At 60.1% G+C, this 23,727-nt stretch carries 16 protein-coding genes and 8 pseudogenes; 10 read left to right on the top strand and 14 right to left on the bottom strand.

Going from position 1 to position 23,727, the window contains the following annotated elements:
• Together NKI67_RS31615 and ectB are read right to left on the bottom strand one after the other, a co-directional pair.
• Positions 1-282, bottom strand: a 282-nt coding sequence (locus tag NKI67_RS31615; protein WP_352648753.1) for a transposase DNA-binding-containing protein, incomplete at its 3' end; no start/stop codon positions are given.
• A gap of 172 nt (positions 283-454) precedes the next feature.
• Positions 455-1,762 (bottom strand): diaminobutyrate--2-oxoglutarate transaminase, encoded by a 1,308-nt coding sequence (gene ectB, locus NKI67_RS31620; protein ID WP_352648755.1) that lies wholly within the window; start codon positions 1,760-1,762, stop codon positions 455-457.
• A 561-nt stretch (positions 1,763-2,323) separates the two neighbouring features.
• Here ectB and istA point away from each other — a divergent pair.
• Together istA and NKI67_RS31630 are read left to right on the top strand one after the other, a co-directional pair.
• A pseudogene (gene istA, locus NKI67_RS31625) lies at positions 2,324-3,599 on the top strand (IS21 family transposase).
• Positions 3,599-3,982: pseudogene (locus tag NKI67_RS31630) on the top strand (ATP-binding protein); the annotation flags it as partial. The pseudogenes istA and NKI67_RS31630, both read left to right, overlap by 1 nt.
• A gap of 590 nt (positions 3,983-4,572) precedes the next feature.
• Here NKI67_RS31630 and NKI67_RS31635 read toward each other — a convergent pair.
• The 8 genes and pseudogenes from NKI67_RS31635 to NKI67_RS31665 all read right to left on the bottom strand — a co-directional run.
• Positions 4,573-5,754 carry a M24 family metallopeptidase gene (locus tag NKI67_RS31635; RefSeq protein WP_352648759.1) on the bottom strand — a complete coding sequence of 394 codons (1,182 nt, stop codon included), beginning with the start codon at positions 5,752-5,754 and terminating at the stop codon, positions 4,573-4,575.
• 85 nt (positions 5,755-5,839) lie between these two features.
• Complete coding sequence (locus NKI67_RS33955) at positions 5,840-6,613, bottom strand: AroM family protein (RefSeq protein WP_502909375.1); 774 nt, start codon at positions 6,611-6,613, stop codon at positions 5,840-5,842.
• Between the two features lie 82 nt (positions 6,614-6,695).
• Positions 6,696-8,120 carry a M20/M25/M40 family metallo-hydrolase gene (locus tag NKI67_RS31640; RefSeq protein WP_352648760.1) on the bottom strand — a complete coding sequence of 475 codons (1,425 nt, stop codon included), beginning with the start codon at positions 8,118-8,120 and terminating at the stop codon, positions 6,696-6,698.
• Between the two features lie 111 nt (positions 8,121-8,231).
• Complete coding sequence (locus NKI67_RS31645) at positions 8,232-9,083, bottom strand: amino acid ABC transporter ATP-binding protein (RefSeq protein WP_502909376.1); 852 nt, start codon at positions 9,081-9,083, stop codon at positions 8,232-8,234.
• 523 nt (positions 9,084-9,606) lie between these two features.
• Complete coding sequence (locus NKI67_RS31650) at positions 9,607-10,548, bottom strand: methyltransferase domain-containing protein (protein ID WP_352648764.1); 942 nt, start codon at positions 10,546-10,548, stop codon at positions 9,607-9,609.
• Positions 10,549-10,683: 135 nt separating this feature from the next.
• The gene (locus NKI67_RS31655; RefSeq protein WP_352648766.1) at positions 10,684-13,359 is read right to left on the bottom strand and encodes a condensation domain-containing protein; all 2,676 of its coding nucleotides are present in this window, start codon (positions 13,357-13,359) and stop codon (positions 10,684-10,686) included.
• Between the two features lie 347 nt (positions 13,360-13,706).
• Positions 13,707-14,624, bottom strand: a pseudogene (locus tag NKI67_RS33960) (IS701 family transposase); the annotation flags it as partial.
• Positions 14,625-14,942: 318 nt separating this feature from the next.
• Positions 14,943-15,973 (bottom strand): annotated as a pseudogene (locus tag NKI67_RS31665) (IS110 family RNA-guided transposase); the annotation flags it as partial.
• A 340-nt stretch (positions 15,974-16,313) separates the two neighbouring features.
• Here NKI67_RS31665 and NKI67_RS31670 point away from each other — a divergent pair.
• Positions 16,314-17,603 (top strand): ATP-grasp domain-containing protein, encoded by a 1,290-nt coding sequence (locus tag NKI67_RS31670; RefSeq protein ID WP_352648768.1) that lies wholly within the window; start codon positions 16,314-16,316, stop codon positions 17,601-17,603.
• 388 nt (positions 17,604-17,991) lie between these two features.
• Positions 17,992-18,304, top strand: a pseudogene (locus NKI67_RS31675) (transposase); the annotation flags it as partial.
• A gap of 39 nt (positions 18,305-18,343) precedes the next feature.
• Here the strand turns inward: NKI67_RS31675 and NKI67_RS31680 are convergent.
• Positions 18,344-18,529, bottom strand: a pseudogene (locus NKI67_RS31680) (ATP-binding protein); the annotation flags it as partial.
• A 16-nt stretch (positions 18,530-18,545) separates the two neighbouring features.
• Positions 18,546-19,318, bottom strand: a pseudogene (locus NKI67_RS31685) (Mu transposase domain-containing protein); the annotation flags it as partial.
• Between the two features lie 26 nt (positions 19,319-19,344).
• On the opposite strand from NKI67_RS31685, the gene NKI67_RS31690 reads away from it, so the two are divergent.
• The 5 genes from NKI67_RS31690 (at position 19,345) to NKI67_RS31710 (ending at position 22,671) form a co-directional block, all read left to right on the top strand.
• The gene (locus tag NKI67_RS31690) at positions 19,345-19,632 is read left to right on the top strand and encodes a DUF5372 family protein (RefSeq protein ID WP_352648770.1); all 288 of its coding nucleotides are present in this window, start codon (positions 19,345-19,347) and stop codon (positions 19,630-19,632) included.
• Positions 19,633-19,799: 167 nt separating this feature from the next.
• On the top strand, positions 19,800-20,279 hold the full coding sequence (locus NKI67_RS31695) for a helix-turn-helix domain-containing protein (protein ID WP_352648772.1): 480 nt from the start codon (positions 19,800-19,802) through the stop codon (positions 20,277-20,279).
• Between the two features lie 258 nt (positions 20,280-20,537).
• Positions 20,538-20,720: a hypothetical protein gene (locus NKI67_RS31700; protein WP_352648774.1), complete on the top strand. Its 183-nt coding sequence runs from the start codon at positions 20,538-20,540 to the stop codon at positions 20,718-20,720.
• Entirely contained in the window at positions 20,681-22,159 is a 1,479-nt protein-coding gene (locus NKI67_RS31705) for a recombinase family protein (RefSeq protein ID WP_352648776.1), read from the top strand. Before NKI67_RS31700 ends, NKI67_RS31705 begins: the two co-directional genes overlap by 40 nt.
• Before the next feature lie 14 nt (positions 22,160-22,173).
• Positions 22,174-22,671, top strand: a complete 498-nt coding sequence (locus NKI67_RS31710) for a hypothetical protein (RefSeq protein ID WP_352648778.1) — start codon at positions 22,174-22,176, stop codon at positions 22,669-22,671.
• On the opposite strand, the pseudogene NKI67_RS31715 reads toward NKI67_RS31710, so the two are convergent.
• Positions 22,614-23,087, bottom strand: a pseudogene (locus NKI67_RS31715) (sigma factor-like helix-turn-helix DNA-binding protein); the annotation flags it as partial. The gene NKI67_RS31710 and the pseudogene NKI67_RS31715 sit on opposite strands and share 58 nt — an antisense overlap.
• A 208-nt stretch (positions 23,088-23,295) precedes the next feature.
• Between NKI67_RS31715 and NKI67_RS33965 the strand changes: the two are divergent.
• On the top strand, positions 23,296-23,475 hold the full coding sequence (locus NKI67_RS33965; protein WP_502909378.1) for a hypothetical protein: 180 nt from the start codon (positions 23,296-23,298) through the stop codon (positions 23,473-23,475).
• Positions 23,476-23,580: 105 nt separating this feature from the next.
• Here NKI67_RS33965 and NKI67_RS33970 read toward each other — a convergent pair whose 3' ends face one another.
• Positions 23,581-23,700 (bottom strand): transposase domain-containing protein, encoded by a 120-nt coding sequence (locus NKI67_RS33970; RefSeq protein WP_502909380.1) that lies wholly within the window; start codon positions 23,698-23,700, stop codon positions 23,581-23,583.
• Between the last annotated feature and the right edge of the window lie 27 nt (positions 23,701-23,727).

The following is a 23,727-nucleotide window of genomic DNA, read 5'->3' on the forward strand; positions in this document are numbered from 1 at the left end:
AGAATAAGGATCGGACCTTCGCTCGCCGCGACCGCGCCGCGGTCGCGGCGAAATGGCCTCCAGAACGCCATGTTCGGTCACACGCGGGTTGTCAAAGAAGCGGTAGGCCGCCTTCGCCGCCGCCCAGTCGCCGCAGGCCGCCGGGATCGGCTGCCCGGCGCAGCTGACATCTGATCCAGCAACCGTCGCGACCGACGGGCCAAACGCTTGTCGGGAAGGGCCCGCCGTAGAAAGCTCTTCCTCCTGCCAAGCGGCTTCGCCGCTGCTGGTCTTGTCTCGCATCCGTGACGCATCCGTGATTCGGCGTCACAGACAGAATCACGGCAGATTCATACGCGGCAATAGGCCCCGCCCACGATGTGGGTAATTGAAAGCCTCGCCGGAGGCGTACTCTGGACCCGTCTGGCTGTCAGTTTCTCCTCATGAGATCATCCCTTACAATCATCATCACCTCTCAAGCTGCAGTGTTCACTGCGCTGCCCATCACGCTATTGATAGCGTCCTCGAGGATGTCGAGACCTTGGTTAAGTTGAGCCTCCCCAATGATGAGGGGTGGCAGGCATTTCACGACCTCGTCTTTGGGACCAGCGGTCTCGAGAATGAGGCCCATCTGAAAAGCGTTGCTGATGACCTGCCCCGCAACCTCGCCAGACTTCAGATCGATGCCCCGCATCATGCCCCGACCCTTGGCTGACACTCGGCTTGGGTCGTATTTCTGCGCGATCTGATCAATGCGACTTTTCAGCAGATTGCCTTTCTCCCTGACGGACGCTGCAAAGCTCTCCGTTCGCCAGAAGTGCTCCAGGGCTACCCGGGCGGTGACGAAAGCATGGCAATTCCCGCGGAACGTGCCGTTGTGTTCTCCGGGCTCCCACTTGTCGAATTGTCGATCAATTAGGACGAGGGCCATAGGTAGGCCATAGCCCGATATCGATTTGGCCATTGTGACGATGTCCGGGCGGAGACCGGCCGCCTCGAAGCTGAAGAATGCATCCGTCCGGCCAACGCCGGCCTGAATGTCATCGACGATCAGCAGTGCTCCATGTCTGCGCGAAATGGCTGCTACCTTGCGCAGCCATGCCATCCCGGCGACATTGAGGCCGCCTTCGCCCTGAACTGTCTCGACAATCACCGCCGCCGGGGCGTCCACGCCGCTGGAGGGATCCGAGAGCAGGCGATCAAGGTAATCGGCGGTGTCTACAGCGGATCCAAGATAGCCGTCATAGGGTAGCCGCGTGACGCCGCCAAGCAGCTGACCGGCGGCCGCACGGTGGTATCGGTTGCCGGTGCAGGAGAGAGCGCCAAGGCTCACGCCATGAAAGCCGTTGGTGAAGGCTATGATATTGGGCCGACCAGTGATCTTGCGCGCTAACTTGAGGGCAGCCTCGACCGCGTTAGCGCCGGTCGGACCGGGAAACTGTACGACGTAGTCTAGTTGTCGCGGCTTAAGGATCGTCTCGTGGAATTCCCGCAGAAAAGACCCCTTGGCTTCATTATACAGATCGAGGCCGTGGGTGATGCCGTCACTCGCAATGTAGTCTGTGAGCGCGGACTTCAGCTCAGGGTGATTGTGTCCATAGTTTAGGCTCGAGCAGCCCATGAGAAAGTCGAGATAGGCTTTCCCATCGCGCGCAAACAGCTGAGCCCCTAGCGCTCTCGCGAAAACCACGGGAAAGCTGCGGGCGTAGCTGCGAACTTCAGACTCGAGACGGTTGAAGATCGCGAATTCCTCCTCGCGATCCGGTGCACTTTGGTCAGTCATCGTTGTCCTCCTTGTTGGGCCTTGGCTAGGCAGGTCGGCGGGAATAGTTGCGGGGCTAAGGGAGCGTTCGATGGGGTCAATGGCTATCAAGCGCGTGGGTGGGTCGCTCGGCGCCGGCAGGCCGCAACCAGCGAACCACCGCCCCGGCATGCTCAGCGAGCACGCAGGTGTCGGGGAAATTGCGGGCACTTCGCGATGAGTTCCCATACATTGGCTGCATGAATCCCGGTCGGTCTTCGGAATGTCACTCGCGGCAACTGGACGTTGCGTGGCACCGAGAATATCTGGCTATTGTTGACCATTCGACTCCTCCAGGCGAACACAGTGCCGCCGAGCGTACGAAGAGGACCTCTCAAAAGTCATGCCAACTGCGCCGAGGGGAGTCTTAGAAATATTTTCGGAGTTTTGTTCAATGACTTAACCCGGAGTGCAGCAGACTGTCAGGCCGAAAACAATGTGTCGCGGATTCGGCAAACACGACAGTAGGTGTCGGCCGAATTGAGAAACTGACCCGCTGACGAAATGAAGAACTGACCCCCTCGGTTATGAGAGGAGGCATGGATGATGATTGGGATTTCGGCGATTCCTGCATTGTCGAGAACGATGCAGGGAGAGGAGATGCTTCAGCCTGAAGAGGTGGCAGCGATGCTGCGGCTGCATGAGCTTGGCTGGGGAGCGAAGCGACTGGCCAAGGAATTCGAGTGCGCGCGCAACACGGTGCGTCGGTATCTACGCGAGGGCGGGACTGTTCCGTTTCGCAAGCCTGTGCGGCCGACCGCGTTTGACGGACTGGACGATTGGCTGCGGGAGCGCTTCTTCCGCCATGGCGGCAATGCCGATGTGGTGCGCCAGGAACTGGAGAGCGAACATGGGATCGTCATAGGGCTTCGTTCGGTGGAGCTTCGGGTGCAGGGTTGGCGTCGGGAGTTGAGGGCGCAGAAGCGCGCGGTTTGAGACGGCGCCGGGACATCAGATGCAGATCGACTTTGGCGACACGCGGGCGTGGATCGGCGGCGAGCGTGTTCGGGTGCACCCGTTTGTAGCAACGCTGGGTTACTCGCGTCGACTGCATATCCGTCCCTCGCTTCGGGAGCGCCAGGCGGACTGGTTCGAGGGGATGGAAGGAGCCTTCCTTCGCTTCGGCGGGGTTCCAACGGAAGTACTGTTCGACAACCCGAAGGCGCTGGTCGAACATCACGATGCGACGACGCGGGAGGTGCGGTTCAACATGCGGCTGCACGCCTTTGCCCGCTACTGGGGATTTACGCCGCGGGCTTGTGCGCTCTACCGAGCGCGTACGAAGGGGAAGGACGAACGCGGGGCCGGCTACGTCAAGCGCAATGCGATTGCCGGCCGCCGGTTCGAGAACTGGGCGGCGTTCGAGGCGCATCTGGACCGGTGGACGCGCGAGATTGCCGATCAGCGTGTGCATGGCACGACCGGCGTGGCTCCTGCGGAGCGCTTTGCCGAAGAGGCCGGGGCGCTTCGCCCTCTGGGCGGACGGGCGCCGTTTGGGCAGCTGCGGGATCTCGTGCGCAAGGTCCAGGCGGACTGCGCTATCGACCTGGACACGAACAGTTACTCGGTTCCCTGGCGGCTGATCGGGGAGAGCGTCCAAGTCGTGGTGTTGGGCGGCCGCGTTATCGTGCATCATGCGGGCGAGGTGGTAGCGGATCATGCCTTGTGCGGGGGACGTCGCCAACGGATTATCGAGCGCGCGCATCTTGCCGGCGTGGTCGGCGCTGCTGCGCCGGTACGATCGGCGGATATTGTTGCGCCTTCCGCTCTGTTGCGGCCACTGGCCGAATATGAGGCACTGGTGGGAGGCAGCTTGTGATGACGGCGGTCGATCACGAGATGTTGGTCGCAATGCTCGACCGGCTGAAGTTGACCGCGATCCGGGATCAGCTCGATACGCTGCTGGACGAAGCGGCGCGTTCGCAAATGACCTTGCGCGAGGCTTTGGCCTTCCTCGTTACGCGCGAGATCGCGAGGCGCGACGAGCGGCGCATCTCCATGGCAGGCAAGATCGCGCAGTTCCCGTTTGTGCGCGAACTCGACGGCTTCGACTTCGACGCGCAGCCGTCGCTGGATCAGCGCCAAATCCGGGAGCTGGCGACCTGCCGCTGGATTGCTCATGCCGACACGGTCCTGTTCCTTGGACCTCCGGGTACGGGCAAGACACATCTGGCGGTGGCTCTCGGGCGCGAGGCGATCCGGCATATCGTCGACCGAGCGGGTCGCGAGATACCTTGGACGTAGGCCTCCTGGATGACGGCCCTCAGCGCCTTCTCACGAGCGCGCGCAGGTTCATCATGTCGTCGGCATCGGTGGTTCCTTCGAATCAGGTTGGTGTCAGGAACCCGACCCTAACGGAATAACATCGATGACCACCGCTGCTTCGCTGCTTCGCTCGCTCGCTACGGCGCTATTGAGGGCGCGCTCGCGAGCGGCTTCGCTACCGCCGAGCTACACCACCTCGCGGGACACGACCCGGGAATGGTAGCGGATCATCTTGCGATCGACGCCAACGACGGAGCAGGCCCGCCGCTCCGACAACAAGATTGCGCCCTTTGCAGGGCATGTGACACAGCGCTATGCGCTAGCGAGCGAGTTCGTCTTCGATTCCGCAACGGTTTGTTCTGTTACATCGTTGGGGCACGCTCCACATGCAGTCCCATGAGTGCGAGGACAGCTCAATCTTCAACATCTCCGGGCACCTTACTGGTCCATGATCCGCCCAAGGTCGCACGCGCGTTACCGCTTGGAACAATGGCGTTCTCAAACAGAGCAGCGGCGGCGCGCAGATGTCAGTCAATCACAATCAGCTTACGGGGAAAGCTGGACAAGCATTCAACTTGCCCTTCATTGATGAGGATACTTTCTGTAATTTCAAGTCCCCAGTCGCCATACCACAGACCAGTCATGAAGTGGAACGTCATGCCGGGACGGAACTCCGTTTTGTCGCCCTCCCGGAAGCTGGCTGAATTCTCGCCCCATGCGGGTGGGTAACCGAGGCCTATCGAATAGCCAGCACGCCCATTCTTGACCAAACCGTAACGAGCCAATTCGGCAACGTAAGCCAGATAGATATCCTCGCAGCAATTGCCGGACACAGCCTTTTCGAGGCCAGCCTGCATTCCTTCAAGAACTGCCTTCTCGGCGTCCAGTATCTTTTGAGGGGGTTTTCCAAGGTAATAGGTCCGCGCCAGCGCACAGTGGTACCGTTTATGAACGCCCGCTAGCTCAAAGAAGATGCTCTCGTCGGGTCGGACCGGGCGGTCGCTCCAGGTGAGGTGGGGAGCCGCAGCGTCAGCGCCGGCGCCGATGTTTGGCACGGAGGCCGTATAATCACCCCAATATGGCCCCACGCCGCGTGTGCCAGCATGGGTAAACTCGGCAACTACATCTGACTGCTTTACGCCAGGCCGCAGCACTTCGGAGATACGCTGAAACATTGCGTCAACGATCTTGCCAGCGCCGCGCATGTATTCGATCTCTTGTGGGGATTTTACAATCCGCTGCCAATTGATCATTCGATCAGCTTTTTTGAATTTTGCATTAGGCAACGCCGCTGACAGAGCCTCAAAAGCTGAGGCAGACATGTAGTAGTTGTCCTTCTCAACACCGACATTCGATGAGCCGAGCCCTTCGTCAGTAATAACTTGACCAAGAACAGTCATAGGATGCAGTGTGTCGGATTGGACGTAATGATCTTCGTACCACCTGATCCGATCTTCAGCTAGATACGTGGTCAGTCTGCATCCGTTAGCATCCATGTTACGACCGAACCAAATGGGGTCTTTATCCTTGGTTACAACTATGCATTGGGGAACGTAGAATGAATTGCCATCGTAACCCGTCAGCCAATGCATGTTGGCGGGATCGGTCACGACCAGCACGTCAATGCCCGCCATCTCCATTGCACGGCGAGCCTTATCAAGGCGCTCTCTGTATTCAGACAATTCAAAACGTAGCGTATCTGCACTCATAATTGGCTCCATGATCATGATCTTGTGAACAAGCCTAGGAAGGGGGTCGCAGAATCTGGCTTGCGCCTACGGGCTTTGGCAGCACCTAATGATTTTCGCTCCCGAAGCTCTCCGGTTCCGACGACGGAGCCTGCGCACCCGCAGCACAATAACGAGGTTCCAAGGACGCCAACGTTAGTCGGCAAAGGTGCGTAGTGTCATACACTGGAAGACCAGTGCGCATTCGAATAGCGTCGGTAACACACGGAAACCCCGTGCATTCAAATAGTAGCATGTCGATTTCAGGATGGTCGGCCCGCAATAGCGTAACGCATGCGGCGACCTCCTTTGCAATTTGAGCGACATCGGTCCGACGGAACGGACGGGCGGTTGAATTACGCAAGTACTCACCGCCTTCAACACCGCCGACCACAATTCTCGCCCGACTTTTTTGGCTGTCGACGCCGAGCAAATCGTCATCGAGGTTTGACGAGTCGGCTGTGACCACCGCAAGCTTACGGGTAGGCGCAAGCTGACGGAGCAAAGCCGGAACTAGAAGGAGGCTCGATAGCACAACAGGCACATTGACAGCTGCGGCGACCGCCTCTTGATGGCGAATGAAGAATCCGCAGTCAGAAGTAATCACGCTGGCACCTTGTTGTATGAGCCGCCGAGCAGCTGCAATGCATGCCATTTCCAGCAACGGCTCACCCCGGATGACTACATCAGGCCTCGCTCCCTCCACCATTTCGGTGACGACCAGGCACTCGAAGGTGGCTGGATTCGTTAGGGCTCCTGTCCGGGGGATTTGATTTTGGCTATCGGGGGACAAGCCTTCGTCAAGCTCAAGAACTCCGAGAACTGGGCGGTCTTGCAACATCGTCGTGGCGCTCCAAGTATCAAACTGCGGCTTTACGGATGCATGGGGTCTGATTGAAAGCCACTGAACGTTAAACCTAAGCTTAGACAGGCACCCTCTCGGCCGCTACGGCCATCGATCGAAACTCGTCGACGCTGTGCTCGCCGAGCTGCGCTAGCAGCCTTGGCCATGCGGAAAGGCCTTCCGTAAACGAGGCTAACCGGAAAAACTCGTTGGGCGCGTGGATATCCTCATCCGGAAGGGCAAAGCCGAACATCAGCGTCTGAATTCCGAACAACTCTTGGAATATCACGGTTATAGGTACAGACGCGCCCAGCCGAACAAGAACTGGCTCTTGACCGGTCGCGTCGGAGAGGACTTTTTTTGCGGCAAGCACGAGGGGGTGACCGGTGGGCAGGTTGAAGGCACGGCTCGACGTGCCCAGGCCGTGGATCAAGAGTTCCACGTCCGGAGGGCAAACGGCTCGTAGATGAGCCTTAAGAATGTCTGAAACCTGGTCGGGATCCTGTCCGTGGACTGTTCTCAAGGACAGCTTGGCATGGGCCGTGCTTGGAATCACTGTTTTCGTGCCAACCCCGGTGTAGCCCGCCCACATTCCGTTTACGTCCAAGGCCGGTCGAAGTGTCACCTGCTCACGTACAGAGAAGCCATGTTCTCCATGCACACGCGCCTCGACGTCGTTGACGAAGGCGGCATCGTCGAAGGGAAATCTGGCCGTTTCAGCTCTTGCGTTGGCGGACACCTTAGGTAGGGCCATCAGCAATCCGGGGATCGCGATTGCGCCGTCCTTGTCATGAAGTGAAGCGATGATCTTCGCCATCTCGTGTGCAGCGTTCCGTACCGCGCCGCCGTACCGACCGGAGTGCAAATCTCGGTCTGCCGTACGGATTGAGCATTCGAGCTCGACCAAGCCGCGGCAGCCAATGTTGATGGTTGGAAATGCGGGACTCGCGCGTCCTCCATCCGCCGAAATCATCCCGTCGGCAACAAGCAACGGAGCGTACCGCCTTGCGATCTCGCGGAGGCTTGCGCTTCCGCTCTCCTCTTCCCCTTCCAAAAAGAACTTTATGTTCACCGGACAGCTGCCACAGAGGCGCAAAAAAGCTTCGACGGCATGGAGCGCAATGACTGTGGAGCCCTTTACGTCCGAGGCTCCTCGCGCATAAAGCTTGCCATCACGAATCGTGGGCTCGAATGGCGGGGAAACCCATTTGTCCAAGGGATCCGGGGGCATAACATCGTAATGGCCATAGATGAGGATAGTGGGCCGGCCAGGAGCACCATTCCAGGCTCCGTAAACAGCAGGATGGCCGCCGCCATCGAGAAGCTGGACATCGCTCAAGCCCATGCGCTTGAGCCGGTTTACGAGAAATGTTTGGGCGTCGCGCATCCCCTCTGCGAAAGCAGGGTCCGGGCTTACACTAGGCATACGCAAGAAGGTGCAAAGGTCATCCACAATTTCGCCTTGCCGACCGAGCAGATCCAGAACTAATTGATCTACATTCATGGCGTTCTCCTGGCATCTTCTGGGCGGATGCACCCTACGAAAGTGTTCATTTTTCTTGTCTCCAGCATAGGAAGCATGCCTCAACACACTCTCCACCAAACGACGCAACAATCAGTGCGACAGTATTTGGCTGAGGAACAGCTTTGTTCTTACGTGTTGTGGATCGGTGAAGAAGTCGTTCGCCTTGCCCTCTTCGACGATCCGGCCTGCATCCATGAAGATCACCCGGTCCGCGACCGAGCGCGCGAAACCCATCTCGTGGGTGACGCAGACCATGGTCATGCCGTCGCGCGCCAGACTGGCCATCGTCTCGAGCACTTCGGCGACCATCTCCGGGTCGAGCGACGAGGTCGGTTCATCGAACAGCATGATGGTGGGCTCCATGCAGAGGGAACGGGCAATCGCGACGCGCTGCTGCTGGCCTCCGGAGAGCTGACCGGGGAACTTGTTCGCCTGCTCCGGTATGCGCACGCGTTCGAGGAATTTGAGCGCCAGCTTCCTTGCCTCGGCCTCAGGCACTCCCTTGGTCCACATCGGGGCGGCCATACAGTTCATGAGCACTGTCAGATGTGGAAAGAGGTTGAATTGCTGAAACACCATGCCGACGTTCTTGCGAACCTCCGCCACATTGCGCATCTTGCTGTGCAACGTGATCCCGTTAACGGTGATCTCGCCTTCTTGATGTGCTTCGAGCCGATTGAAGCAGCGAATCAGCGTCGACTTTCCTGATCCGGAGGGTCCGCAGATGACAACGCGCTCGCCCTTATTGACAGTTAGGTTGATGTCAGCCAGCGCCCTGAAGCTGCCGTACCACTTAGAGACGTTTCTCGCTCCAATGATTGCTTCGTTCACTGACGCTTGCCTCCGGCTCGACGATTTCCGGTCCGAACTCGATTCGAAACGCGACTCATCGGCAGTCCCCTTAGAACGCCAGCTTGGACCGCTCTTCACTTGGCTCTCCATGGCTACGGCAAAAGGCGCGCCTGCTCCTCTAGGCCGATGCATTCCAACCCTAATCTCAAAATTTATTATGCGTCTAACATCTTTTGAGCATAGATTAATTGCGAATGGGCAATAATACGGCCTGTAGGGCATCGCGCGACTCCGGGGGACGGTAACGGCAAACGGTTTATGATACCGGTGCACAGGGGCAGTCGAAAGTCCGCCATTCGGCGATGCTGCGCCGACTCGTCGGTGTGAGGAGCAGTTTCGGAACAGGGAGCCCCTTCTCTCCGCAAAGCGTGCACAGAATCGAATGCGCCTCGCGACGGTAGACGCGCGTGACGCGCGCGAGGCGCGACGCATTGCATTAGGTCCCATCTCTCCGACAAATGATCCGTGAAGATTTTGTGCTGACGGTTTGCGAGGTGCAGTTCTAACGGCCCATCAAGGCACGATCGCTTTTCTCCTCGTATCGGATGCCCCGCCCGTGGCGAGTGAGGCAAGCAGAAGCTCTGGCTCTTGATGGGACCAGCGACAATGGGTTTCACACGCGTCGCCCGCTCCCGACCAATGCATTGCGCGTTATGCGCGCTTCGAACTCACGGTGGGAGGTTTGCGTCACGACGAGCCCGAAATACTCATCAAGAAGCGCGAGCACGCGCTGCGTGTGGCTCCCGAGCTTCTCTAGCCCATACATCTTCACGACGTATTCCGCTAACAGTTGGAGAGCGCTCCCTTCGTCTCCTCCGTAGAAGACGAACGGGTCTGAGATTCGCTGCACAGTTACCTCATCGAACTGCGCAGCAGCGAACAGATCGAGCACCTCGCCCGCGGTAAAATGAGGATAGTCATGTGGGGTCACTGAATGAGTTGACACCACGTCAGCGAACCAGCGGGCAGTGGGGGAGCCCTCTTCAAAGTCATGAAGAACGAAGATGCCACCGGGCCGGAGCACTCGTGCAGCCGCCCGGACAGCAGTGGCGCGCTCAGCGCGCGGGATGTGGTGCGTGCCGTAAGCCATCAGCACACCATCCACCGATCCATCTTTTATCCAGAACGGATCGGTGGCGCCCTGCCAGATCGCAAACAGGCCATCCCGGATGCAACGGTCTACCATGAACTGGGAGACGTCAGAGTTGATGAAACTTGGGCAGCGCGCCGCCCCCAAGAGCTGGTGCGCTACCTTGTTCACGTAGCCGTCCCCGGCGAGAAGATCGCAGAAGATCAGTGATGGACACAGTCCGTCGCGACCATTGGGGTGCATTTTTCCCAGTAGATCCATCACACCCTCCGATCGCGCCAGCAGGGACAGTTGGACGCTATCGAGGTAATCCGAACCACGCCCTTCCGGGGTGAACTCGTTGCGCGACAGTTTGGCAAGGCAGTCGAATGACTCTCTAGCGATTCGGGGCTCGATGGCCTTGAAGGCCACCGGGTTTATTTTTTTCAACTGGGAGAGGTGCAAATCTATACTATTGGGAAACATTGTGTTCTCCATGGTGACCAGGTGCCGGCGGGTAGAGCGATAGAACCTGTTTGAGTTTGCGGACACCGGCCTTGGAGACACTGTTGCGGCCGTGGGTGTCTTGAGCACGCCGTATTTCATGCGCGCCTTTGGATCTCATCCTTCGGGCAGATCGTCCAACCAGCAGGCGCCCTCAAGGTGCGGCCGAGAAAAGATCTTTCCGATCTTTTCGGGACTCTTGTTTTGATGATACCGCATATAGATACGGCCATCGGCTCCAAGGTCGAGGACTTCGATCTTTCCTGTGTGATGGGACATGATGTATTTGAAGGTTTTTTGGATGCCGCTGAGGCGTTGGTTGATGCCGCGAGCAATCTCTATTCCTCGGCGCAGTGAAACCTGAAAATGGGAAGCGCCTTTCACTGGTCTGGCCTGAAAGAGATAATACGGGCGGATACCCATTTGGTGACACTTGGCGAATGTGGCAGCTAAGATCTCAGGATCATCGTTGACTTTCGCGAGAAGAACGGTTTGGTTCAGGAACTGCACGCCCTGAGCGCGCAAGGAGCGAATCCTGTGTTCCGCCTTAACGGAGATTTCGCCGATATGGTCGAAGTGTGTCACGATCACTGCGGCCTTACCCGCTTCATCGATTCGTTTGAACAAAGCCGGTAAAGCGGGATCCTCGAACCGTTTGGGCTGATAGGCTAGTGTTTTTGTACCGACTCGAATCGAATCCAAATGTGGGATTGGCAGCAGACGATCAAGCATCTTGTCGAGCTTGGCCGTGCTTAGTACCAGCGGGTCGCCCCCTGTTATCAGCACGTTCGTAATCTCGGGATGGTCGCGAATATATTGCCCAATTTGCGCGAAATCAGCTGCTATTTCATCGGAATCCTTTCCGACAAGGCGTTTGCGAAGGCAATAGCGGCAATACGAAGCGCAACGGTCCGTGACCAGCAACAACCCGGTTTGGGCGTACTTGTGCTGAAACCCGGGAAAGACCGTGTTATCTAGCTCGCCGCTCGTGTCCAGGTTTCCGGGACTTTCGAACTCTTGGAATGAAGGTTCCACGATGTACTTGAGCTGTTCGTAATAACCGCTGTTGGTGATCTGCTCACGATAAGACTTTGTGACATGATAACGCATGATGCTACTGGCTTGCAGTTCTCCCTCGGTAACGACGCGCGGCCCCTCGATGAAATTCATCACCGTTGTGTCGGGCCGCGGGGCCGAGTTAGCGGGTGGTGCTTGAGGAGGGCAAACGAGAGGCGCCGCGGCGGTCACCCGCGCCTTCAGATCTCCATCGCTAAGGCTCTGGTCCTTGTACACAACCGCGATCGTTTTCGGATCCCGCTCCGTCTGCGCCCCAGGCAGTTCGTGAACCCAGCGGTCCTGGTGACAGGCCTCTTCCGCTGGGTTCGATTCAACCGCAAATCGACCTTCCTCCGCCAACAGGAGCGGTACCGACCAGACTCGCTGCCCGGGGCCGGCCGCCATCTGGCTCAGCGCCTGCTGCAAGTAGCTCACAAACCGCTCCACCGTGCTCCGCTCAAACAGAGACGTCGGATAGATCAGCCTTCCACAGATCGCCTCGCCGACCTCGGAAAGGTTAAGCGCGAGATCATGTTGCGCGACGCGATCGGCAACGCCTACATATTCAAGCTCGAGCCCCGGCAGTTCGACCGACTCCCCAGGATTGCTTTGCCATGTAAGTATTACCTCCGGTTTGTGGGGCGGATCGATGAGTTCCACCGCCTGCTCAAATGGCAGGTCCTGATCATCCTGCGCCCCAGGCGCGGCGGCATTCGCCCGCTCTAGCAATGTCTCCAGTGTCGGATCTCCCGATAGATCAATCCGCAGCGCCAAGGTCCTGACGAAGCAGCCGATCAGCCCCTCGATCTCGGAGCGGGTGCGGTTGGCGCGAGGTGTGCCGATCACCAGCTCGTTCTGACCCGACAGCCGCGCCAGTACCAGCGCCCAGCCCGCCAGCAGAGTCACGAACAGCGTCGTCCCATGACGCTGGCTCAGTTCCTTGAGCTGTGCACTCAGCCGCTCGTGCAACACAAACTCGACGTAACTGCCACTGTAGTCTCGCTGCGCCGGCCGCGGCCGATCTGTCGGCAGCTCCAGTACTTCTGGCGTGCAGTCCAGCATTCGGAGCCAGTATTCCGACTGCCGCTGCAAGAGTTCCCCTGCCAGCCGACCTCGCTGCCAAATCGCGTAGTCCGCATACTGCACCGGCAATGGCCTCAGCCGATCCGCGCGGCCTTCCCGGGCCGCGGCGTAGAGTTCGCTAAGCTCGCAGATCAGAATCTGCCGCGACCGGCCGTCCGAGACCATGCGGTGCATGATGATCAGCAGCATATGATCGTCCTCCGCCAAGCGCGCCAGTCGTATACGGATCAGCGGCCCGGCTTCTAAGTCGAACACCGCCTGCCCTTCAAAACGCATCAGCTCCGCGAGGGCCGTCTCCACATCCGCTGCCGCCGTCACATCGTCTCGTTTCAGCGGCAGGCCGGTGTCCGCCGGTCCAATCCTTTGGAACGGTTCGCCGTCCTCCACCCCGAAGGTGGTGCGCAGCACCTCATGACGCGCCACCAACCCGTCCAAGGCCGACTGTAGGGCCGCCTCGTCCAATTCGCCGCGAAGCCGAAGCCCCACATAGATGAGATCGGCCTTACTGCTGCCCTTCCGATGGGACAGGAACCAAAGCCGCTGCTGGGGAAGCGACAGTGGCACCCGTAACGGACGCGGCAAAGCTTTAATTGGCGGGACCGCACTCGGTGCAGCGTCTGTCGCATTGGTTTGGATTGTTCGAGCAAGTTTCATGTAGCTCTCCTCGGTCGGAGCATGCGACACCCCTATGGCGCAATGGGCCCTCCACCGTGTCCTTGCAATCGGCGTGCCACCGAGGAGGTTGTGCGAGCAGAGGGGCAAACCTCGTGTTTTGCGCCGCGAGAGCGGAGTGCTGCGCCCCATTGTGTCGGGTTCCGGACAGCGACGTCTTCACCGGATACGGCTGACACAGAAAGTGGCGTCCGCGACGTGCGGAGACTTGACAGCACACTGGCCATCAGGAAGGCGCCCAACGATAGGCCGTCGGTATAGGAGCCTCCTCCCGCTACTAACGTCAGTAACAGGGACGGCCGTCGATGATTTTTATGGTGCCGTGGTCGCGGGGCGAAGACCAGGTAGTAGGCTTTTTCTCCGGATGTCGATCGCTTGCGGCGGACGAGAAGCCAATGCTCGAAGCCGCCTTTTGACGTCCAAGGGCGGCGGATGCGTGCCCATTCGTAGAGCCGAGGCCCTTTGGCGCCTTCACCTGCCGCATGACAGACCCAATCGTCGGGCTCGAACTCGCTGGCCAGTTCCTCGGGCGAGGTTTCCTCAAACAGACTACCCCCTCCACGGCGCATGAAGTGAGCGCCTCGAACCGCCAAGACATAGGGCTGCTCGCGAGCTTCCAGCATCCGCCCCGTAGACAGCGTCGCCCAGAACGTAAGCGCACGGGACGCCGGCATCGAGCGCCGCCTCGACCATGGCGCACGCCATCTTTGGCTTGGTTGCAAACTCGACCGTCTCCGGGATCGACGCCCTGGCACATCGCGCCCGATCCTTTGCCCAGCTCTCCGGCAGATAAAGGCGACGATCGACCAGCGCTTGGCCGTAGCGGCTCGCGTAAGCCAAGAACACGCCGATCTGGCTGTTCTCGATCCGACCCGCCGTTCCCGAGTACCGACGTGCGACACCGGCGGAACCATGGCCCTTCTTCACAAATCCCGTCTCGTCGACGATCAGGACGCCATCCTCATCGCCCAACGCCCCCACCACATAATCGCGAACCTCGTCTCGCAGCCGGTCAGCGTCCCAGTGGCTGCGCCCCAACAGCGACTGCATCCGATAGGGCCGTTCCACTCCGGACTGCTCAGCCATCAGCCAGCCTGTCTTGCGCTCAATGCCGGAAAGAAGACCGTCAAGAAAATCTGCGCCCGTCTCCCGCAACTCACGACGAGGAAGCACCCGCCCAACCCGCGCCTGGCTGTGAGCTCCTGCTCCCAATCCAACAACGACCCTGACCACGAAGCGATAGACAAAGTTCCTCCATCAACCTGTCGAGGTGAAACAGAAAATCAAATGAGCCGCAACTGTAGTACTTCTGTAATGGGGCCCCTACTCGTCAAGTCCGTTCGAGTGATCATCACGCCGCTGGGATCATTCTTCTGCCCTTGGCCAGCACCAACACTGCCACATCATGCCATCAGACCCTTAAGCCGGCAGGTCAATCTAGGACGCGTGATTTACCGAAGCTTTCACAGCACTACTCCCGACCTTGCCAAGCCCTCGTCCCAGCGACGGGACCTCGAAGAAGCAGCGCCTATGGCGGCCTGCCTCGCTGCCTTGTTCCTTCTTGATGCGGTGACGGTGTCCTTGCCCCAACGGAACTGACTGGCATCAGCCCACATGCGATGGAGGACGGTTGCGAGCTTGCGGGCCAGCGCCACCTTCGCCCGTTTCATGCCGCGCCGCTTTGCTACCTCCGTCGCCCAGCGCTTCAGGGCCGAGAACCGCGTGCCGCGCGTCAACATGATAGCCGCTTCATAGAGGAGCGCGGTTCGCACCATTCCGTCGCCGACCTTGCTGATGCCGCCGTCGATGTCGGTCTCGGCCGGATTGATATTTGTTGGGCGTCAGTCCGAAGTATGCCCCAGTGGTCCGGGATTTAGCGAACCGCCCGGGGGTCATCGACCGCCGAGCGATAGGTGGCTGCAACCAGAGCCCCGACACCGGGCGCGCTCATCAGCCGCTGGCAGACAGGATCGGCACGGGCGATCTTCAGCATCGCGCGGTGCAGCCGGGTAAACTCGTTCCACAATACGGCCCGGGCCTGCAGCATCGCGCCGATCACCGTCGCAAGCATGTCATGGCCTTCGATGAGTTCGTGAATGCGCGCCTCGAAACGCCCCCGGCTCACCTCGCCAACCTTGAGCCCGTAACCGCGTAGGATTCCGCGTATGCTGAGCTCGACGTCGAGCAGCTTGGCCTGCAACAGCTTGCGGCCGACCAGCAGTGCCCGCACCTCCTGGGCATCTGCAGACTTGGCGTGCACAGGACGGTACCAGCCCAGGCGCAGCAACTGCGCGATCCCGCGGTCATCCTTGCGATCCGTCTCCACCGGCATCGCCGACAGTGCCGCCTTCACATGACGTGTCTCCAGCAACACCACCTCAAAGCCGGCGTCGACCAGACCCTCGCGCAACCACTGCGACAGTGGGCCCGCCTCAAGGCCGACGCGGATGACCGGCAATCCCAGATCGGCAAAATGTTGCAACAGTGCCTCTGGCTCGCTCGCCACCTTCGTCTCTCGCACGATCTTGCCCGATGAATCCACGACGCAAACACTGCTCAGCTTCAGCCACACATCAATTCCTGCATAATAGCCCATGGTTGTCCCTCGCTTGATGTTTGGTGCCGACACAACCGGACCCCGTTCAACAGCATCACTCTAAGGGAACAGCCGCCTTCCTGGCCATGCGAGGAGCGCCGGCCCATTACGGCATCTAGCGTTCCTTGAACATTGCGCCCGCCCGAAATTGGTCGAGACGCTGCCTGCTTACCCGCGGGTAACCAAAATATTGTAGCGAATTCTTCAAACAAATTTACAGAATATTTGCGACCGCAGATCGCTGACAATGGTACGTTCACCGCGAAGTCTGAGGTCGGGCGCGGCTAAAAGCCCCTGTTTACCCTCAGACCACCGCACAACACGCAACGGGGTCACGCCGATGTCAAGAAGAGCGCTCATCCTGGTTGAAGGTTCAATGAGTAATGGCCCGCTGTACGTCCAAGCGGCCCAGCGTCTTGGGCTTCATCCAATTACCCTGTCGGCCGATACAGTTCAGTACGACTATCTTGCCGCGGAAGAAATTGAGGCTATCCGTGTGGATACCGGCGATCTCGATGCGCTGATCCGCGAATGTTGCCGGCTGCGTGCAACCTATGACATTGCTGGCATTACTGGCTTTCCCAACCCGGACGAGACGGTCTATGCAACAGTTGGCAAGCTCTGCCGGCATTTCGATCTACCAGGACCTAACCCGGCAGCCATTGAACGATGCTGCGACAAATTCACTCAACGTCAAGTCCTCGCGGAGGCCGGCATTCCAATGCCTGCTTATCGCTTGGCAGCGAATGCAACGGAGGTGGAAAGCTCTGCAACGGAGATCGGCCTGCCGGCGATTGTTAAGCCAGCCGTAGGCAATGGCAGCAACGGTGTCCGATTGTGCCGCAACGTCGATGAGTTGGCCGAACATACGACCTATCTGTTGGGCGGGAAGCACATTTGGCGGTCTTCGCCGAGGATCCTGGTCGAAGAATTCGCACAAGGCCCATACTACGAAGCCGAGATAATGGGAAACGCAGTCATTGGGATTTGTACCGCTGAGTTCGACCGCCTACCACATTTCGTCTTTCGTGAGTGTATCTTTCCGGCCCCGCTGACTGATGACGAAGTTAAACGTATCGCCGATGTTTCGCTGAGCTGTTTGCGAGCTCTCGGCCTTGGCTGGGGGCCAACGAACATTGAATTCCGGTGGACGAAGCGTGGCCCAGTCGTCATTGAAGTCAATCCACGTTTTCCAGCTGGGACCACTCATCGGCTGGTTCAGCTGGCTTACGATGTCGATCTCGTGACCGAGCACATCAAACTTGTTATCGGCGACGAATGGGATTTGCGCAGAAAGCATTCGCACATTGCGGCCGCGCGGATCCTCGTTCCTGATCGCGATGGCATCCTCGATTGGATCGATGGCGAAAGTCTGGCGGCTGCCATCCCTGGTGTCGCCGAGGTCAAATTTTATGTTGAACCCAAAACGTCGATCGTCAGGAAAGGCGATTGCCGAGACCGCATCGCACATGTCATCGCCGTTTCACCCAGCCTTGCTCAGGCCGAGGCGACAGCTCAGCGTGCCGCCGACCTTATCACTTGGTCGATCACTCCATTTCCGACCGCTAGGGAGGAACGTTCTGCGGCCCTTACACCTGCGCCAGCGCAGGTGGCGCCAGGTAAGAGGTGATTGTTGCCAACATTTGTGCAATCGAGAGCAGGAGAGGGGCGGGTTTTTTGACGGGATCGTCAGCCTGACAAGATCAAGCCGCATGTCCGCAAGCGGTCGAAGATTATGTCACGGCGCGCGGCTATATTCTGCGACGTGTCCCAAGGCGCTGCAAATGACGGTCGGAACCGAAAGAGCCAGTCGCTGCATAGTCGCCGCACTCAAATAATCGGCCGTGAACTATCCGCAAGCCGTTGATCTGGCCTCCTGATTGAGGCGGAGAGCGGCTTTGGAATTGCAGGATTTGCGGTGTTTAATAGCTATTTTCTTGCAGTTCGGTTTTGCGATTCCCTTGTGCCGCAGAGCGTGATTCACTCGTTTTGGCGGGGCGAATTGAGAGGGGATAGCGGTGTCCAGGCCACGCGAGAAGCGCGAGACGGAGAGCAGGATCTGTTCCGCTCCCGGCTCGATCAGATCATCAACATGAAGCACGAGCTGGTTCGGCTGGCGCAGGCGATCGATTGGCCGGTGCTGGAGGAGCGTTTCGGCGTGGTCTATTCGGACGGCCTGGTATGCCGCCCTTGCCGACCCGGCTGATGGCGGGGCTGGCGATCCTCAAACACACCTTCAACCTGTCGGACGAGGTGCTGTGCGAGCGCTGGGTGGAGAACCCCTACTTCCAGTATCTTTGCGGCGAGGTGTTCTTCTGCCTTGCGCTGCCGAATGGCCTCGATGCAGGCTTCGGGAAAGCGCAACCTGGCTGAGGCGAGCCGGTTCCGGACGCGCTTGTCGGCCCGTATGGCGACCTCGCGGTCGAACATCAGGCCGAGCCACTCATCACGGCTAAGCTCGTTGGCGTTGTTCCGTTCGGCCAGTTCGCGCCAAGCGGCAGCCATGCCGGCCAGACCGAGGGCCTGCATCTGGTCGAGGGTGGGGTTCGTCAGCATTCTTTCTTCCTTTCCTTCACTGGTAATAGGTGGAGCCGCGGATGTTGGCGTGCTGGGGTGTCGGCTTGCCGGTTCAGCGGAGCTGGCTCGGTCGAGGCCGGCTTTGAGGAAGGCGGTGACAGAGGAGTAGGCGATCGCGTTGATCAGCAGCGCCCGCTCGCAGGCGGCATCGAGACGCTCCGGCCCATAGCGCGACGCCAGCCACAGAATGCCCATGGCCGAGCGGTATCCCTGCTCCGGATGTGGCCGGTCGCGCATCATGCGCTCGACCAGAATGGCGACGTTGGGGCCGATCCTTGCCGCCCGGCTGATCAGGCTGGCCGGTGTGGTGTTGGCGTAGCGCTGGTGCGCCTTGGGCATGTGTTCGTTGACGGTGACATGGCCGAAACGCTGCGAGCGACGCACATGGCTGGCGACACGCTGGTGGTCGTGGAAGATCTCGACCACTCGGTGCGTGAGCCGCACTTCGACGGTGCGCCCGATCCGCCGGTGCGGCACCGAGTAGAAGGTCTTGTCGACCTCGACATGGTAGTCAGGATGGACCTTCGCTGACTTCCACTCGGCGTATTCGAAGGGTGCCGCCGGCAGCGGCTTCAAGGCAGCCCGCTCGATCTCCTCGAACAGTTCGCGGCGGCTTTGGCCGACATGGCGCATCGGCCGGTTGTTCAGCTCCTCGAGCAGTTCGGCGATCGCCGCGTTGAGCTCGGCGAGCGAGAAGAAGGACCGGATCCTCAGCCGTGCCAGGATCCAGCGCTCGATGATCAGCACCGCGCCCTCGACCTTGCCTTTGGATAAAGCCGTCAACTGCAGCCCGTATGGGGACGATCGGCCTCACGGTCCGCATTACTCACCCATTCCACCCGCTTAAAGGCCAGACCTTCGACATGATCAGCCGCAGCCCGCATTGGGGCGACGACCGGGTGATCTACCGGGCGGCGGACGGGACCTTGCCCAGCATTGCCGCCGCAATGACGGACATGGCGCAGCCTGACGCATTCCGGCGCGTCGCGGCCGGGCGCGCGGCGTTCCGGACGGCCGACCTATTGGATTTGCTCACGCTGCTGGATCGGGTCTCTGCGCCGGTGGAGGCGGAGGATGCGTAAGGGTAAATACGCCGCTGGTGTAAGGCAAATTACGCCGCAACGTCTGCTCAGATACCGTAGTGACGCCTATCATTGCATGATTTGTGTCGGGCATCGTGGTGCGTCCTTGTTTGACGTCTCATCATGTAAGGCGTATTTATATTTACGAATCAATTTGGATGATGGTCATGGCGAAGCCAAAGCCAGCACGACGCGACCCAAAGGCCGAGGCCTTGGCCCGCGACGGCGCGCTCAACCCCCACCCCGAGGCCGTGCGCGACACGCTGTTTGCCGCCAATCCCTTCTTCGATGCCAGGGACCTTGTGCAGGTCCGCTACGAGATGGTGCGCCGCCATCAGGCCGATCGCGTGCCGATCAGCGACGTCGCCAGCGCCTTCGGGGTCTCACGGCCGACTTTCTACAAAGCTCAGAGCGCCTTGGCCGACCAGGGCCTCGCCGGGCTGGTGCCCCGGCAGCGGGGTCCAAAGGGCGGACACAAGATCTCTGCCGAGGTCCTCGCCTACATCGACCAACTCAGGACGACGCGGCCCGACCTCACCGTGCCGCAATTTGTCGACGCGATCGCCACACGCTTTGGCGTCAGGGTGCACCGGCGAAGTCTGGAGCGGGCCATGGCGCCCAAAAAAAAACGACTCGATCTGCCTTAACCGTCCGCGCGACCAGCCTCGTCGGCACATACGAACAACTGCGCGCCGCGGTGCTCAGCGCCCGGCTGATCACCGGATCAGGACTCGTAACCCTGCACCGTCAAGGCATGGTCGCCTGGATCAAGGCCGCAACGACAACACCCAACTTTACGCCGCCTTGCCCGGTACATCGCCCCCCGTCGGCAGGCGCGATCGCCACCAGCGAGCTCACCCTCATCCTTGCCAGCCTTGTTGTCACGCTAACCGCGGAGCCAGCACATGCCTGACCTCAAAGTCACCGCCGATCACCTGCGGCGCGACGCCTACCTCTACATCCGTCAGTCTACGCTGCGACAGGTCGCCGAGAACGGCGAGAGCACGCAGCGACAGTATGGGCTGCGTGATCGCGCCATTGCCGCCGGTTGCCCGCCGAACGCATCCACGTTATCGACTGCGACCTAGGCAAATCGGGATCCAGCGCCGTTGCCCGCGGCGGCTTCCAGGAACTGGTCAGCGAAGTTGCGCTCGCCAAGGCCGGCGTCGTCATGGGGCTGGAGGTCTCGCGCCTGGCCCGCAACTCCGCCGACTGGCACCGGCTGCTTGAGCTGTGCGCCCTGACCAGCACCCTCATCCTCGATGAGGATGGCATCTACGACCCCGAAAGCTTCAACGACAGACTTCTTTTGGGTTTGAAAGGAACGATGTCGGAAGCGGAGTTGCACTTCCTCAAGGCGCGCATGCGCGGTGGCCAAGTCAACAAGGCGAGCCGTGGCGAGCTGAAGATAGGGCCGCCCGTGGGCTTGGTCTACCTGCCCGATGGCACGCTCGCACTCGACCCGGACGCCGAGGTGCAGGCCGCGCTCCGCATGATGTTCACGACCTTCGAGCGCCTGGGCAGCGCAACCAGAACCGTCAAGTTCTTCCTCGACGAAGGCATCCTGTTCCCGCGACGACTGCGCAAGGGACCGTACAAAGGCGAACTCATGTGGGCGCCGCCACGGCACGCCCGCATCCTCCAGGTCCTGCATAATCCGAGATATGCCGGCGCCTTCGTCTACGGTCGAACGCGTGGACGGCCCCGGCCGGGCGGCGGCGTCTCGCAGATCAGGGTGGATATGGCCGAGTGGCGGTTCGTCATGCCCGACCTGCATCCGGGTTATATCGACTGGGAGCGCTTCAAGGCCAACCAGGAGCGTCTCGCCACCAATGCACAAGCCTATGGAATGCAGCGCCGCGCCGGGCCGGTCCGCGAAGGATCCGCCTTGCTCCAGGGCAGAGTTCTCTGCGGCCTTTGCGGCGGGCGCATGGGCGTCCATTACAGCCAGGAGCATGGTCAGCCTGTCCCGACCTATATCTGCCAGGAGACCGCCACCCGCCGTGGCGGCAAGGTCTGCCAGTCCGTGCCCGGCAAAGTCGTCGATCCGGCGGTGGGTGCATTGCTTGTCGAGCTGATGACGCCGATGACCCTTGAGGTCACCCTGGCGGTGCAGCGCGAGCTTGAGGCACGCGCCGCCGAGATGGACACGTTGCGCCGACAGCATATCGAGCGGACGCGTCATGACGCCGAGCTCGCCCGGCGCCGCTACATGAAGGTCGATCGCGACAATCGCCTCGTTGCCGACACTCTCGAGGCCGAGTGGAACGAGAAGCTGCGGCTCCACACCGACGTCGTCGAGGACTATGAGCGACGCGCGCCCGAGGAAGCCGCTGCCCTCGATGCCGCGACGCAGCAACGCGTCCGCGATCTTGCCGAGCAGTTCCCGCGGATCTGGAGCGATGCCCGCATCGATGTTCGCGAGCGCAAGCGTATCCTGCGGCTGCTGGTCGCCGACGTCGCCCTGGTCAAGGCCGAGACGATTACCGCAAACGTGCGACTATCCGGCGGGCGACCCGCACCTTGACGCTGGAGCGGCCTTTGCCGATCGCCCAGATCCGCAAGTTCAAGCCTGAGCTCGTCGCCGAGGTCGACCGCTTGCTCGACCGACATTGCGATCGCGAGATCGCCGATATCCTCAATGAAGGTGGCCTGCGAACCTGGGAAGGCAAGCCGTTCAATCTCAAGAAGATCGCCTTCATCCGTGGAGCTTACAACCTGCCCAGCCGTCGCCAGCGCCTGCGGGATTGTGGTCTGCTCACCACCCAGGAAGTGGCCGAACACTTCGCTATCGCCGAGACTACGGTGCATCAATGGGGGCGCCAGGGCTCATCTGCAAAGCCTGCAGCGACAGTCTCAACCGTGGTCTGTGGGACATTCCTCACGGCCTCGAGATCATCAAAGGCCGCCCGGGCCGAAACGCCGTTCCCGCCCGCCGTGCCTCAATTACCGTGCCATCAACCGAACAGGACTCATTATGAAACAATTGCCTTGTCGCGCGGCTTTCGGCTGCGGGTCGGCAGGATGGTGGTGTCGTAATGCTCGGCCATCGCGGCAAAGGTCGCGTTCAGCGTCGGCTCGAACCATAGCGCCTTGACGACACCGGCCTTCAGGTTGTCGCACACGATCGCTCTGGTGGCCGCCGAAGAAGGCGAGCGCTCGCACCTGGCCCTCGATCCGGTCCGGCAGCTTTTGGCTGGAGCTGGCAGAGGCGAAGGTCAGATTGGAGGCGCCCAGTACCGCGACAAAAATCTGCGCCGGGTCTGGCCCGGCGGCAGCAGCCAGCATGACAGCCCGGCCTCCCGCGCCCGCAGCAAATAGGTCGATACTGTCGTCTTACTGATCCTGAGCCGTTCCGACACCTCACGCACCGAAAGACCCTGCTCATGGGTCAGGCGCAAGATCGCTTGGATATCCCTCACGCTCGTTCGTCTCGCTTGCTTCCGTCTCGGCATGGCCCCTCTCAACATCATCGTGAGAGGCCAAACTGCCAGAACGGCGCAGCCAAGAACCGACCGCTAAATCCGCTCCCGAAAATTGTCCGGGATTTAGCGGAATTCGCTGTCCGCGAGTTACTGAAATCACTGTCCGGGATTTAGCGAAAAGGGTGTCCGGGAATTACCGAAACACGCAGTCTCAGTGCCCGTCGGTGCCTCCGGCGTCGTGGCTGAGGAGGTCGAACCGGCGCTCAAGAAGGGCGCTATCCTCACCGAGGTCGGCTCCGCCAAGGCATCCGTAACCGCTCAGATGCGGCCCCTTCGTGCCGGAGGGCGAACACTGGCGATGTCACGTTGTCTGCATATACACGCGTTGAGACGTATGCATACAACGACGGCCGCATGATTGGGACACGCGCGTGCGCGCGGCGGGCTCTATGATGGCAATGCTTGAAGGTCAGGCGGCCTGCTGATCGGCGGCCTTGTCGGCTTTGCGCAGGCGCTTCCATTCCTAAGGCAGTAGTTCGTGCAAACGCGAAGCGGGAAGATCAGCAATGCGGGCCAGGACATCGGCGAGCCAGGCTTTTGGGTCGACGTCGTTGAGGCGTGCCGTGGTGATGAGGGTAAGCATAACGGCGGCGCGGTCGGCGCCGTGCTG

Origin of the sequence: Mesorhizobium sp. M0408 (assembly GCF_040321495.1) — a bacterium.
In the GTDB taxonomy this organism is placed as follows: domain Bacteria; phylum Pseudomonadota; class Alphaproteobacteria; order Rhizobiales; family Rhizobiaceae; genus Mesorhizobium.